The organism is Campylobacter geochelonis (genome assembly GCF_013201685.1).
GTDB classification, from domain to species: domain Bacteria; phylum Campylobacterota; class Campylobacteria; order Campylobacterales; family Campylobacteraceae; genus Campylobacter_B; species Campylobacter_B geochelonis.
The window spans coordinates 498,304-509,916 of the sequence record NZ_CP053844.1 but is presented as its reverse complement, the minus strand read 5'-3'; the positions used below and the strand labels follow the sequence as shown (position 1 = coordinate 509,916).

At 34.9% G+C, this 11,613-nt stretch carries 14 protein-coding genes and 5 tRNA genes; all 19 read right to left on the bottom strand.

All coding sequences use genetic code 11. From position 1 onward, the window contains the following. Positions 1-51: 51 nt before the first annotated feature. Entirely contained in the window at positions 52-426 is a 375-nt protein-coding gene (rplL, locus tag CGEO_RS02510) for a 50S ribosomal protein L7/L12 (protein WP_075494181.1), read from the bottom strand. 20 nt (positions 427-446) lie between these two features. Beyond that, a complete protein-coding gene (rplJ, locus tag CGEO_RS02505; protein WP_075494180.1) occupies positions 447-926 on the bottom strand; it encodes a 50S ribosomal protein L10 in 480 nt (159 codons plus the stop codon). A 102-nt stretch (positions 927-1,028) separates the two neighbouring features. Continuing rightward, complete coding sequence (gene rplA / locus CGEO_RS02500; protein WP_075494179.1) at positions 1,029-1,730, bottom strand: 50S ribosomal protein L1; 702 nt, start codon at positions 1,728-1,730, stop codon at positions 1,029-1,031. 61 nt (positions 1,731-1,791) lie between these two features. Further along, the gene (gene rplK / locus CGEO_RS02495; RefSeq protein ID WP_075494178.1) at positions 1,792-2,217 is read right to left on the bottom strand and encodes a 50S ribosomal protein L11; all 426 of its coding nucleotides are present in this window, start codon (positions 2,215-2,217) and stop codon (positions 1,792-1,794) included. Positions 2,218-2,235: 18 nt separating this feature from the next. Then, positions 2,236-2,766, bottom strand: coding sequence for a transcription termination/antitermination protein NusG (gene nusG / locus CGEO_RS02490; protein ID WP_075494177.1), 531 nt, complete (start codon positions 2,764-2,766; stop codon positions 2,236-2,238). Positions 2,767-2,775: 9 nt separating this feature from the next. Further along, positions 2,776-2,955, bottom strand: a complete 180-nt coding sequence (secE, locus tag CGEO_RS02485; RefSeq protein WP_075494176.1) for a preprotein translocase subunit SecE — start codon at positions 2,953-2,955, stop codon at positions 2,776-2,778. A gap of 16 nt (positions 2,956-2,971) precedes the next feature. After that, a tRNA-Trp gene (locus CGEO_RS02480) sits at positions 2,972-3,047 on the bottom strand. A gap of 18 nt (positions 3,048-3,065) precedes the next feature. After that, on the bottom strand, positions 3,066-3,224 hold the full coding sequence (gene rpmG, locus CGEO_RS02475) for a 50S ribosomal protein L33 (RefSeq protein WP_075494175.1): 159 nt from the start codon (positions 3,222-3,224) through the stop codon (positions 3,066-3,068). A gap of 49 nt (positions 3,225-3,273) precedes the next feature. Beyond that, positions 3,274-4,473, bottom strand: coding sequence for an elongation factor Tu (tuf, locus tag CGEO_RS02470; protein WP_075494174.1), 1,200 nt, complete (start codon positions 4,471-4,473; stop codon positions 3,274-3,276). A gap of 66 nt (positions 4,474-4,539) precedes the next feature. Beyond that, a tRNA-Thr gene (locus tag CGEO_RS02465) sits at positions 4,540-4,614 on the bottom strand. A 124-nt stretch (positions 4,615-4,738) separates the two neighbouring features. Then, a tRNA-Gly gene (locus tag CGEO_RS02460) sits at positions 4,739-4,815 on the bottom strand. Positions 4,816-4,826: 11 nt separating this feature from the next. Further along, a tRNA-Tyr gene (locus CGEO_RS02455) sits at positions 4,827-4,911 on the bottom strand. 42 nt (positions 4,912-4,953) lie between these two features. Beyond that, a tRNA-Thr gene (locus tag CGEO_RS02450) sits at positions 4,954-5,029 on the bottom strand. A gap of 105 nt (positions 5,030-5,134) precedes the next feature. Next, positions 5,135-6,505, bottom strand: a complete 1,371-nt coding sequence (locus CGEO_RS02445) for a hypothetical protein (RefSeq protein WP_075540291.1) — start codon at positions 6,503-6,505, stop codon at positions 5,135-5,137. A 1-nt stretch (position 6,506) separates the two neighbouring features. Next, on the bottom strand, positions 6,507-7,793 hold the full coding sequence (locus tag CGEO_RS02440) for a (Fe-S)-binding protein (protein WP_075531509.1): 1,287 nt from the start codon (positions 7,791-7,793) through the stop codon (positions 6,507-6,509). After that, on the bottom strand, positions 7,793-9,163 hold the full coding sequence (hemN, locus tag CGEO_RS02435; protein ID WP_075494171.1) for an oxygen-independent coproporphyrinogen III oxidase: 1,371 nt from the start codon (positions 9,161-9,163) through the stop codon (positions 7,793-7,795). Before hemN ends, CGEO_RS02440 begins: the two co-directional genes overlap by 1 nt. Beyond that, positions 9,160-9,639, bottom strand: a complete 480-nt coding sequence (locus CGEO_RS02430; RefSeq protein ID WP_075494170.1) for a DUF2603 domain-containing protein — start codon at positions 9,637-9,639, stop codon at positions 9,160-9,162. Before CGEO_RS02430 ends, hemN begins: the two co-directional genes overlap by 4 nt. Then, the gene (argF, locus tag CGEO_RS02425; RefSeq protein WP_075540292.1) at positions 9,639-10,559 is read right to left on the bottom strand and encodes an ornithine carbamoyltransferase; all 921 of its coding nucleotides are present in this window, start codon (positions 10,557-10,559) and stop codon (positions 9,639-9,641) included. The genes CGEO_RS02430 and argF overlap by 1 nt, the downstream gene beginning before the upstream one ends. Then, positions 10,556-11,533 (bottom strand): porphobilinogen synthase, encoded by a 978-nt coding sequence (hemB, locus tag CGEO_RS02420; RefSeq protein WP_075494168.1) that lies wholly within the window; start codon positions 11,531-11,533, stop codon positions 10,556-10,558. Before hemB ends, argF begins: the two co-directional genes overlap by 4 nt. Between the last annotated feature and the right edge of the window lie 80 nt (positions 11,534-11,613).

Below are 11,613 nucleotides of genomic sequence, written 5' to 3'. Positions count from 1 at the left end.
TTTGGGGAGAAAATTTTCTCCCCTCTATTATTTTTTATTTTTAAGCTGTTATTATTTAAGCTCGACTTTAGCGCCTGCTTCTTCAAGTTCTTTTTTAGCTTTTTCAGCATCGTCTTTACTGATACCTTCTTTTAAAGTTGATGGAGTTTGCTCAACTGCATCTTTTGCCTCTTTAAGACCAAGACCAGTAAGACCTCTAACTACTTTAATAACGTTGATTTTCTTATCGCCTGCATCAACAAGAACAACATCAAATTCAGTTTTCTCTTCTGCTGCTTCTGCTGCTACACCAGCGCCTGCGCCTGCTACCATAACTGGAGCTGCACTAACACCAAATTTCTCTTCAAATTCTTTTACTAATTCACTTAACTCAAGTACTGAAAGGTTTGATATAAACTCTAGTACATCTTCTTTTGTAATTGCCATTTTATTATCTCCTAATTTTTTTAAGCTGTTTGTTCTTTTTTCTCTTTAAGCGCATTTAAGCCGATTGTAAAATTTTGAATCGGTGCATTCCAAACTTGAAGCAACATAGCAATAAGCTCGTCGCGACTTGGCATTTTAGAAAGCGCTTTAACCTTATCAACACCACAAACTTCACCATCAATATGGGCAGTTTTGATAACGAAAAATTCGTTTTTCTCTTCAAATTTAGCAGCTACTTTTGTTACAGCAAGTTGCTCGCCCCATATAAAGATGTTTGTGTCTTTTAACTCCATACCTTCTTTGTTAGCATTTTTAAGTGCAATGTTAGCAAGTGTATTTTTAATAACTTGAACTTTTACATCTTGTTCTTTTGCTAATTTTCTTAGCTCTTCAAGTTTTTTAACACTCAAACCTTTAAATTCACTAACAACTATACCTTCTGAATTTGAAAAATCTTCAGTTAGTTTAGATACTAGAGCATATTTATCATCTCTGGTCACTGTTTTCTCCTTTCCGACCGGTAATTTCAAGCAGAGCGGGTCGTTCAATTAAGCTTTCGCCTCGGCTATCTCCAATCTAAGATTAAAAAATTAATTCTAAATTTATTTCAGGTCTATTAGCTCTTGAGTATCAAGACTAACAGCAGGGCTCATCGTTAATGATAAAGCACCATTTTTAATATATCTACCTTTTGCAGCAGCAGGTTTATGTTTATTTATAGCTCTTACAAATGTGTTTAAGTTATCCATAAGTTGCTCTTTAGTAAAGCTAACTTTACCAAGACCTGCATGGATATTTCCTTGTTTATCAACACGGAAATTTACTTGACCACTTTTTGCATTATTAACCGCTTGAGCTACATCCATTGTAACTGTTCCAGTTTTTGGATTTGGCATAAGACCTTTAGGGCCAAGAATTCTACCAACTTTACCAACCAATCCCATTAAATTTGGAGTCGCAATCAAAACATCAAATTCAATAATACCTTTTTGAATGTTTTCAACCAAATCATCATCACCAACTATATCTGCACCTGCTTTTTTTGCTTCATCAGCTTTTGCATCTTTTGCAATTACAGCAACACGAACAGTTTTTCCTGTTCCAGAAGGTAAAACAACAGAACCTCTTACCATTTGATCAGCATGTCGTGGATCAACATTTAATTTTAGAGCAATCTCAACTGTTTCATCAAATTTTGCAGAAGCTAGTGTTTTAACTGTATCAACAGCTTCCTCAAGCAAATAATTTTTGTTTGAATCTACTTTTTTAAGTAGTTCGTTAAATCTTTTTGAATTTTTTCCCATTTAGTTTCTCCGCATATAAAGTGCTTCCACCATTATTTTAAACCTTGGTGGTAAAAGGTTGTTAGTCTACTACAGTAATTCCCATAGAACGAGCTGAACCAGCTATAATCTTAGCAGCTTGCTCTTTATCGGTTGTGTTTAAATCAGCCATTTTTCTCTCAACTATTTCAAGAACTTGTGCTTTTGTAAGTTTACCGATTTTATTTTTTAACGGATTATCCGAACCTTTATTAACACCTGCTGCTTTTTTAATTAAATCAGTAGCTGGTGGTTGTTTTGTTATAAATGTAAAACTCTTGTCTGCATAAACTGTGATAACAACAGGGATATTAAAACCTGCCATATCTTTAGTTCTTTCATTAAAGGCTTTACAAAATTCCATAATATTTACGCCCTTTTGACCCAAAGCTGGACCAACTGGCGGGCTTGGATTTGCTTTTCCTGCAGCAATTTGCAGTTTTATTTCGCCTACAACTTTCTTAGCCATAAACCTTCTCCTTAAATTTTAAACAATCTTTTCAACTTGTGAATATAGAATTTCAACTGGAGTACTTCTACCAAAAATCGATACATTTAAACGTAAAGTTCCATGTAACATGTCGTACTCTTCAACAGTGCCGTTGAAATTTGCAAAAGGACCTTCTGTAATCCTAACCATTTCACCTTCATCAAAAGAAATTTTTGGTTTAGGTGCTGCTCTTTTATTAACTTTATCAAGTATAAGTTCTATATCTTTATCGCTAAGTGGCGATGGCTTTTTAGACTCGCCGATAAAACGACTTACTTTTGGCAACATCTGAATTTTATGCCAAAGAGCGGTATCTAAATCAAGTTGTGCAAAACAATACCCTGGATATAAACTTCTTTCTTTGATATTTTGTTTACCATTTTTTACTTCAATTACATCTTCGGTTGGAACTATAACTTGTTGTATTCTTTCGTCTATGCCATTCTCTGTTGCCATAGTTACGATTGAATTTTTAACGCTCATCTCCGAACCTGCATATGTTTGAATAGCATACCATTTATGTGCCATAGTAAAACCTCACGCTATTTTAGAGATTGTAAATGACATCAACAAATCAACTAAAGCTAAAAATAGAGATACAACAGTCACAACGATAAGAACAGTGATAAAAGCATTTCTTACTTGTTCTTTAGTTGGAAATATAACTTTGCCGATTTCTATTTTTGATTGTTGTAAATAACTCTTAAATTTTTCCATATTTTACCTTAAATAGTGGCAGGGCAAGAGGGATTCGAACCCCCAACCATTGGATTTGGAATCCAGCGCTCTACCGTTGGAGCTATTGCCCTAAAAGCGCACAATTTATGTTAGCCTTTTAGTTTAACTTCTTTGTGAACTGTATGTTTTTTAAGTCTTGGGCAGTATTTTTTAAGCTCAATCTTATCTGTTGTTGTTTTACTGTTCTTATATGTACTATAGTTGATATCGCCACATTCTGAACATTTTAAACCTATTTTAATTCTCATAAAACTTCCTTAAATTTAAAGAGCGAGTCAAACTCGCTCTATTATTAAATTACGCTATAATTTTTGATACAACACCTGAACCAACTGTTCTACCACCCTCACGGATAGCGAATCTTGTTCCTTGCTCAAGTGCGATTGGGTTGATTAGCTCAACTGTAATTTTTACGTTATCACCAGGCATAACCATCTCAGTTCCCTCAGGAAGTGTGATTGAACCTGTTACGTCAGTTGTTCTAACATAGAATTGTGGTCTATAGTTATTAAAGAATGGAGTATGTCTACCACCCTCTTCTTTTGTCAAGATATAAACTTCACCCTCAAATTTGCTATGTGGAGTGATTGATTTTGGTTTACATAAAACCATACCTCTTTCAACATCCTCTTTTTTAGTACCACGAAGTAAGATACCGCAGTTATCACCTGCTTCGCCTTGATCCATCTCTTTTCTAAACATCTCAACACCTGTTACAGTTGTTGTTTGAGTTGGTCTAATACCTACGATTTCTATAGTATCGCCTACTTTTACAACGCCTTTTTCAATTCTACCTGTAACAACTGTACCACGACCTGAAATTGAGAAAACATCTTCGATTGGCATCAAGAATGGTTTATCTGTATCTCTTGTTGGAGTTGGTATATAGCTATCAACTGCAGCCATAAGATCCATAATTTTTGTTGACCACTCACCATCATTACCAGCTTTAGCTTCTTCAAGTGCTTGAAGAGCAGAACCGATTACGATTGGAGTATCATCGCCTGGAAAGTTGTATTCGTTAAGAAGCTCTCTAACTTCCATTTCAACTAGCTCAAGTAATTCAGCATCATCAACCATATCAGCTTTATTTAAGAAAACTACTATATATGGAACACCAACTTGGCGCGATAGAAGGATGTGCTCTCTTGTTTGAGGCATTGGGCCATCAGCTGCAGAAACAACTAGTATAGCGCCATCCATTTGTGCAGCACCTGTAATCATGTTTTTAACATAGTCGGCGTGTCCTGGGCAGTCAACGTGAGCGTAGTGACGATTTTCAGTTTCATACTCAATGTGAGATGTTGCGATAGTAATACCGCGCTCTTTTTCTTCTGGAGCGTTATCTATGTTATCATAGTCTTTAAGCTCAGCTAGACCTTTTCTTGATAGAACTGCTGAAATTGCAGCTGTCAAAGTTGTTTTGCCATGGTCAACGTGACCAATAGTACCGATGTTAACGTGTGGCTTACTACGTGTAAATTTTTCTTTAGCCATCTTTTCCTCCATAATGATATATGTTACTTTAAACAAGTTTGTGTTGTTTGTAGTGCTCTCTTTTGATGGAGCTCATAGTGGGACTTGAACCCACGACCTCTTCCTTACCAAGGAAGTGCTCTACCTCTGAGCCATATGAGCAAAGCTAATGGCAAAAGTAGAGTCCCTACTATTATATCATAACACAAACAACTATTTGGAAACGAAGACAAGATACTGTATAAAAATTAAGGTTTTTACAGCTCCCAGTCTGGTATCCTAAAATTGGAGCGGGAAACGAGGCTCGAACTCGCGACCCTCAGCTTGGAAGGCTGATGCTCTAGCCAACTGAGCTACTCCCGCATTAGCAAAAATGGTGGTGAGACGTGGATTCGAACCACGGAAGGCGAAGCCAGCAGATTTACAGTCTGCCCTCGTTGGCCACTTGAGTATCTCACCTAAAAAACATGCTATATCTGGTCAAACACTGTTATCAAAAAATGGAGCTGGTGAACGGACTTGAACCGCCGACCTACTGCTTACAAGGCAGTAGCTCTACCAACTGAGCTACACCAGCATCCAACATTTGTAAAACGAGATTATATCTCAAAAAAAAATATATGTCAAGTATTTTTGTAAAATTTAAGATAATTTTTTAAAATTTACAACTTGATTGCAAATTTTAAATTTCAATTCCAACAGCTATGCTTTTGTTATTATAAGCATCAATCTCTTGTATAACAATCCGCCCATTAAAAATATGCTTTTGAAAAGAATTTATATCAAAGTTAAATTTACCGCTAGCATCGCTATATACCGATGTAATTTTTCTGAAATTATTTTGCGAGTCCATACTGTATAAAAGAACTTCTGAGTTTACGCCAGCTCCATAACCATATAAAAAGCCATCTTTAATCTTTTCTATTTTTAACAAATTTGTATTTTTAAATTTAATATCAAATTTACAAAAAATCTCATCTAAAACGCTCTTGCTACTTTTGCTTAAAAAATTAATATAAATTAAATATGACTCTGGGACTTGAAATTTGTTAGTAAAGATGTAGTAATACCCATCATCTTCTTTTCGCAAAATCCCCTTTAGTTCTTGTGGTTCATCAAAAATGCAACCAGAAATTCCCATTAAATACGACTTAACTACAACATCCTCTTTTGAGCTAAATTTAAATGCAGGATGGGCTTTGTTTACCTTAAATAGGTAGTCTATATCCATATCTTGAACTTTTTTACCAAGTGTATCGATGTTAATAATAACATTTTCCTCGGCAAAATCTTCATCCTTTGCATAGTTAAGCGCTAACTCGATTTTACCTATAGATTTATCCTTTTGATAACTTAGATGTTTTGCATTTTCATTTACAAAAATGATAAATTGAGTTTTAAAAATTTCCTCTTTACCTCTATAAACGACAACGCAATATCCTAAATTTAGGTTTTCATCTAAATCTTGCAGATAAAAACTAACACTTGCATCATCATCCATATCTTTACTATCTAGTAAATTTGCCATATCAAAACTATATAAATTAGCACTATTGGCCTCTTTTGTAGCTGAAATTTTTATCTCAACGCTATCAAATTTACACTCATATATGTTATATCCGCTTTTTATAGCAGGTGCGACTAGTTCGTTGCCTGAAAATACAGATATATTTGCTTCAAGAGCTTCATTTATGCTTACATTTGATAAATCTTTGCTTATAAAAGATTTGCTTTGTTTTAAGTCATCATCAGCCAAAGAGTCTGCATCTTGGGCTTTTGGCATAATTTTATCTATGTCATCTTGATCTAGATAAAAATCTTGAGAATAGCCTTCTAAAAATTTAGCATCAAATTTAATCCTCATGCCAGCTTTTAAAACTAACTCGCCAGAGCGCAAGACTACCACAGCCTTTGCATCAAGAGATCTTGCCCAGATATAATCATCTAGTTTTACCAAATCCCATTGGTGAAGCTGATCTTCCGTGCTAGTCTCAAAATCTTTTTTGACAATATTTCCAGATATACTTTTTACAATTGCTACTATATGTTTCATTTTATTTTTCTAAATTTTCATCAAGCACCATGCCGATAAGCTCGATTGGATTAACGCATTTCATATCAACTTCACCGATATGCAAAGCGTTATTTAGCTGCATTTTGCAAGCACTGCATTCAGCACTAACTACCTTAACTCCAGTCTCTTTTAGCATATGAACTTTTTGTTGTCCTGCTGCGCGACTAAGTTCATATTTGTTTGATTGCATTGTTACACCACCAAAACCACAGCATTTGTTTGGATCTTGCATTTCAACTATTTTATAGTTTTTTGCTAGCAAAGCGCGTGGTTCTTTATAAACTCCTTGCATTTTTCTAGCATGACAAGGATCATGGCATGTAACATCTATATCGCTAAAACCTTTTTTGGCTAAAATTTCTTCTAAATTTGTAAATTTGTAAAAATACTCAGTGGCTAGATAAATCTTTTGGCTAACTTTTTTAGCTCTTTCTTGCCACTCTTTATCATCTTCAAAAAAATGTATATAGTCCATCTTAACCATCGCTGAACAGGTAGCTTCTGGTATAACTATCGCTTCAACTTTTTCTAAAATTTTCTCAAAATACTCTACATTAAATTTAGCCGCCTTTTCAACCGCCTTAAAATCTCCAGTAAAATACATCGGAGCGCCGCAACAGGCTTGTTTTTTCATCAAGTCTACATTTATGCCTAAAGTTTTGCAAATTTTAAGCACACCTTCGCCGATACTTGTATAAGCGTAGTTTCCCATACATCCGATAAAAAGCCCGATAGTTCGCTCTCCGCCATTATCTACAAAATCTGGATGAGAGTTCATAAAACTTTTTTTAGAAGCAGTTGGCAGCAAACGCTCTTTTTTAAGAAGCGGAATTTCAAGTCTTGCACTCATAGAGTTACCAAATTTAGCATCTTTTTGGATTTTAAATCCACAGCTTTGAAACACATAGCCCATTCTAGCCGCTAAATCAAGTATCGTTCTATGCCCTAAAAACCAAAAAGCAACCTTTTTATACCAAGTTATACCAAATTTATCTGCTATATCTTTTCGCACATTTTCTATAGCCGTATCAGTATGCAAACTTCCAGGGCAGACATCAACGCAATTTGTGCATAAAAAGCAACTTTCAAAGATATTTTTTACATCTTTATCAAGTTCTAGCTCGCCTCTTTTATACGCACCTAATAAATCCAAAAAGCCTCTAGGAGAGGTAACCTCATCAGAATTTATACCATAAATCGTGCATACTTGTATACACTTGCCACATTTTACACATTTATCACTTATAGCTTTAAAATCAAATTTCATTATACAGTTTTTGAAAACCTCTTCTCTCCGCTTATGTTTTTCATATACTCATCAAAACACATCGCAATATTTCTTATCAAAAGCGTTCCAGTCGGGGTTACTTTTATATCTTCTTTGCTGATTTCTAAAAACTCATCATACTCTTTAAGCTCTTTTAAAGCATCTTCAAAGTGTGAGAAAAAATCAATACCAAATTTAGCTTCAACCGCCTTTATATCAAGATAAAAGTTACTCATCAAGCTCATTATAACATCTTTTCTAAGTCTATCTTCATCATTTAAAATAATCGCTCGAAAATACGGCAACTTCCCACTATCAATCGCATCTTCATAAGGCTTCATATCTTTATAATTTTGCGCATAGTGTCTAATGCCCTCGCCTATGCTTGTTAGCCCTATGCCGATTAAATCAGCTCCGCCTTTAGTCGTATATCCTTGAAAATTTCTATGCAAACTTCCATCTTCTAAAGCTTTAAAAAGTTCATCATCTGGCTTTGCATAGTGATCCATACCTATCATTTTATATCCATTTGAGGTTAAAAAATCATGGGTAAATTTTAAAATTTCAAGCTTGACTTTTGGGTGCGGTATCGTGCTTTCATCAAATTTACGCATTGTCTTTTTTATCCATGGAACATGCGCGTAGTTAAATATCGCAAATCTATCCGTATCAAGGGTTAATGCAAGCTCTAAAGTCTTTTTAAAACTCTCTAATGTTTGATATGGAAGCCCATAAATCAAGTCCATGTTGATAGAATTTATCCCCTTGGCTCTTGCCATATCAACCGCATTTTTGGTAATTTCATATGGTTGAATTCTGTGAATTTCTTTTTGAACTTTCTCATCAAAGTCTTGCACGCCATAACTTATACGGTTAAATCCATGCCCTACAAGCACATCAAGCTGCTCATTTGTTAAAAATCTTGGATCAATCTCACAGCTAATCTCAGCATCATCACTAAAGTTTTTAAAGTATTTTTTTATATTTTTAATGTGAGTATCAAGCTGTTTTGCGTCAAAAAATGTCGGCGTTCCACCACCAAAATGCATCTGAGTTACTACTCTGTTAGTATCGATTATCTTGCTTAAAATTTCCATCTCGCGCTCGACATATTCGATATATCTATCCATTTTTTCACTTTTGCTTGTATAGACTACATTGCACCCACAAAAGTAACAGGCTGAACGACAAAATGGCAAGTGAAAGTAAAGAGAAAGTGGCGTTTGGCTACTTTGGTTTTTTAACTCATTTACATACTCTTCATAACTAATCTTGTCGCTAAACTCAAGTGCTGTTGGATAACTAGTGTATCTAGGTCCTGGCTTTGAGTACTTTACATATGCATCAAAATCTATATTTTTATTTTTCATAATGACTCTTGTGTTCTATTTATAATACTATCTAAATTCACAAACAAATTTGGATGTTCTTGTCTTACTTTTTCTACTATTTCATTTAAATTTACGCTTAATACTTGATTTTCTGGATTTTTAATAGCGATATTTCTTATCTCATCCATACAAACTGTCCAAACATCGCCAAAATCGATTGGAACGTGTTGCAAAATACTTTTTTCAAGCCTAAGGTCAAAATTTTCTCTTGCTAATTTTCTATAAGCATCTATCAAGCCATTTAAAGATTTTATAGAAACCATAGTGTGCAAATCTTTGTTTTCATCTACACCAAACCACGGCTCTTTACTACTCCATGAACCGCTTTTTAAAGTTAGCATTTTTTGGTTTTTATTTTCGCTTTCTACTATCTCAAAGATAGTTTTCTCACCATCATTAAAACCTAAAGCCTTGCTTATCTGCTCGATTTTTTCACATTCGTCTTGTTTTGCCATCAACCATTCCTTTTAGAATCTAGCCAAACCATCACGCCTTTTTGAGCATGCAGTCTGTTTTCTGCCTCTAAAAATATCTCTTTTGCATGCTTTTCAAACACCTCTTCGCTTACTTCATACCCTCTATACGCTGGTAGACAGTGAAGAAAAATCGCATCTTTTTTAGCCAAACTCATCATATCTTTATCTACGCAAAAGCCGCTAAATTGCTTAATCTTTTGCTCTTTTTCACTCTCTTGCCCCATCGAAATCCAAGTATCAGTGGTAACCACATCAGCGCCACTAACTGCTTCCTTTGGATCATTTGTTAGAATGATTTTTGCTCCACTTTTTTTAGCATTTTGCAACGCTTTTTGTGTTATTTGCGGATTTGTTTCATTGCCTTTTGGAGTTGCGATACGAATTTCAAAACCAAGAATCGAGGCCATAGAAATCCATGAATTTGCCATATTATTTCCGTCGCCAACATACGCCACAACATCGCCACTTCCACACTCTTGCATAGTCATATAATCAGCCATTAGCTGAACAGGATGCAAATCATCACTTAAACCATTTATAACTGGAACTGATGAAAATTTAGCAAATTCAACCAAATCGCTTTGTTTATAAACTCTAAGCATTGCCATATCAACCATACTTGAAATAACTCTAGCTGTGTCTTTTATCGGTTCGCCTCTTCCAAGCTGTATATCACGGCTGCTTAGAAACAGTGCTTGACCGCCTAGTTGATACATACCAGTTTCAAAACTAACTCTTGTTCTGGTTGAACTTTTTTCAAATATCATAGCTAATGTTTGGTTTTTAAGATATGGTTTATACTCTTTTGCTTTTGCCTCTTGTTTGATTTTACTTGCAAGGGCTAAAATTTCTAAAATTTCATCTTTACTGAAATCTTCAAAAGTTAAAAAATGTCTCATCGTATATCTCTTAAAATTTTGCAAATTTCTTTTGCGTGATATGTGATTATCAAGTCTGCGCCAGCTCTTTTTATGCTAATTAACGTCTCTATCATAATCCTTTCATAATCAATCACACCCGCTTTTTCTCCAGCTTTTAAAAGCGCGTATTCGCCACTGACATTATAAGCACAAACTGGCAAAAGCGTTCGCTCTTTTACATCTCTAATAATATCAAGATAAGCAAGCGCTGGTTTTACCATCAAAATATCAGCTCCTTGAGCCTCATCTTCTAAGCTTTCAGATATCGCCTCAAAGCGATTTGCTGGATCCATTTGATAAGTTTTTCTATCGCCAAAACTAGGTGTTGACTCTGCTACATCGCGAAACGGTCCATAGTAAGCACTTGCAAATTTAGTAGAATACGCCATGATAGGTAAATTTTCATATCCATTTTCATCAAGTGCGTTTCTTAAAGTCTCTATAATGCCATCCATCATCCCACTTGGCGCTATCATATCTGCACCATTTCTTGCATGAACCAAAGCTTGTTTGGCTGAAATTTCAAGAGTTTTGTCATTATCCACTGTTTCGTGAATATGGTCGATTATACCACAATGCCCGTGATCTGTGTATTCACAAAAACACAAATCTGTTATGATATAAAGATGTGGAAATTTCTTTTTTATAGCGCGAAGTGCGACTGCAATAATCCCATCATCGCTTAAAGCATCGCTTCCAACACTATCTTTAACCTCTGGAACACCAAAAAGCAAGATGGCTTTTATGCCTAAATTTACAACCTCTTCGCACTCTTTTAAGATTTCATCTAAGCTCATTTGAAAAACACCAGGCATTGACTCTGCTTCGATTTTAACGCCACTGCCAGGAACTACAAAAAGCGGATATATAAAATCATCTCGCTCAAGCTTTGTTTGTCTAACCAAATCCCTTATCTGGGCATTTTGCCTAAGTCTTCTATATCTTTTAAACACAAATTTACCTTTTAGTCAAAATTTATTTTTATTAGTTTAACATATCATAGGTAAATAGTGGATAAAAAAATATTTTTATC

Excerpts from the sequence above, each read along its gene's own strand:
- tuf (WP_075494174.1), bottom strand. The coding sequence starts at position 4,473 with ATGGCTAAAGAAAAATTTACACGTAGTAAGCCACACGTTAACATCGGT.
- argF (WP_075540292.1), bottom strand. The coding sequence starts at position 10,559 with ATGAGACATTTTTTAACTTTTGAAGATTTCAGTAAAGATGAAATTTTA.
- nusG (WP_075494177.1), bottom strand. The coding sequence starts at position 2,766 with ATGGCACATAAATGGTATGCTATTCAAACATATGCAGGTTCGGAGATG.
- secE (WP_075494176.1), bottom strand. The coding sequence starts at position 2,955 with ATGGAAAAATTTAAGAGTTATTTACAACAATCAAAAATAGAAATCGGC.
- CGEO_RS02445 (WP_075540291.1), bottom strand. The coding sequence starts at position 6,505 with ATGAAACATATAGTAGCAATTGTAAAAAGTATATCTGGAAATATTGTC.
- CGEO_RS02440 (WP_075531509.1), bottom strand. The coding sequence starts at position 7,793 with ATGAAATTTGATTTTAAAGCTATAAGTGATAAATGTGTAAAATGTGGC.
- rplL (WP_075494181.1), bottom strand. The coding sequence starts at position 426 with ATGGCAATTACAAAAGAAGATGTACTAGAGTTTATATCAAACCTTTCA.
- rpmG (WP_075494175.1), bottom strand. The coding sequence starts at position 3,224 with ATGAGAATTAAAATAGGTTTAAAATGTTCAGAATGTGGCGATATCAAC.
- hemN (WP_075494171.1), bottom strand. The coding sequence starts at position 9,163 with ATGAAAAATAAAAATATAGATTTTGATGCATATGTAAAGTACTCAAAG.
- rplK (WP_075494178.1), bottom strand. The coding sequence starts at position 2,217 with ATGGCTAAGAAAGTTGTAGGCGAAATAAAACTGCAAATTGCTGCAGGA.
- rplA (WP_075494179.1), bottom strand. The coding sequence starts at position 1,730 with ATGGGAAAAAATTCAAAAAGATTTAACGAACTACTTAAAAAAGTAGAT.
- CGEO_RS02430 (WP_075494170.1), bottom strand. The coding sequence starts at position 9,639 with ATGGCAAAACAAGACGAATGTGAAAAAATCGAGCAGATAAGCAAGGCT.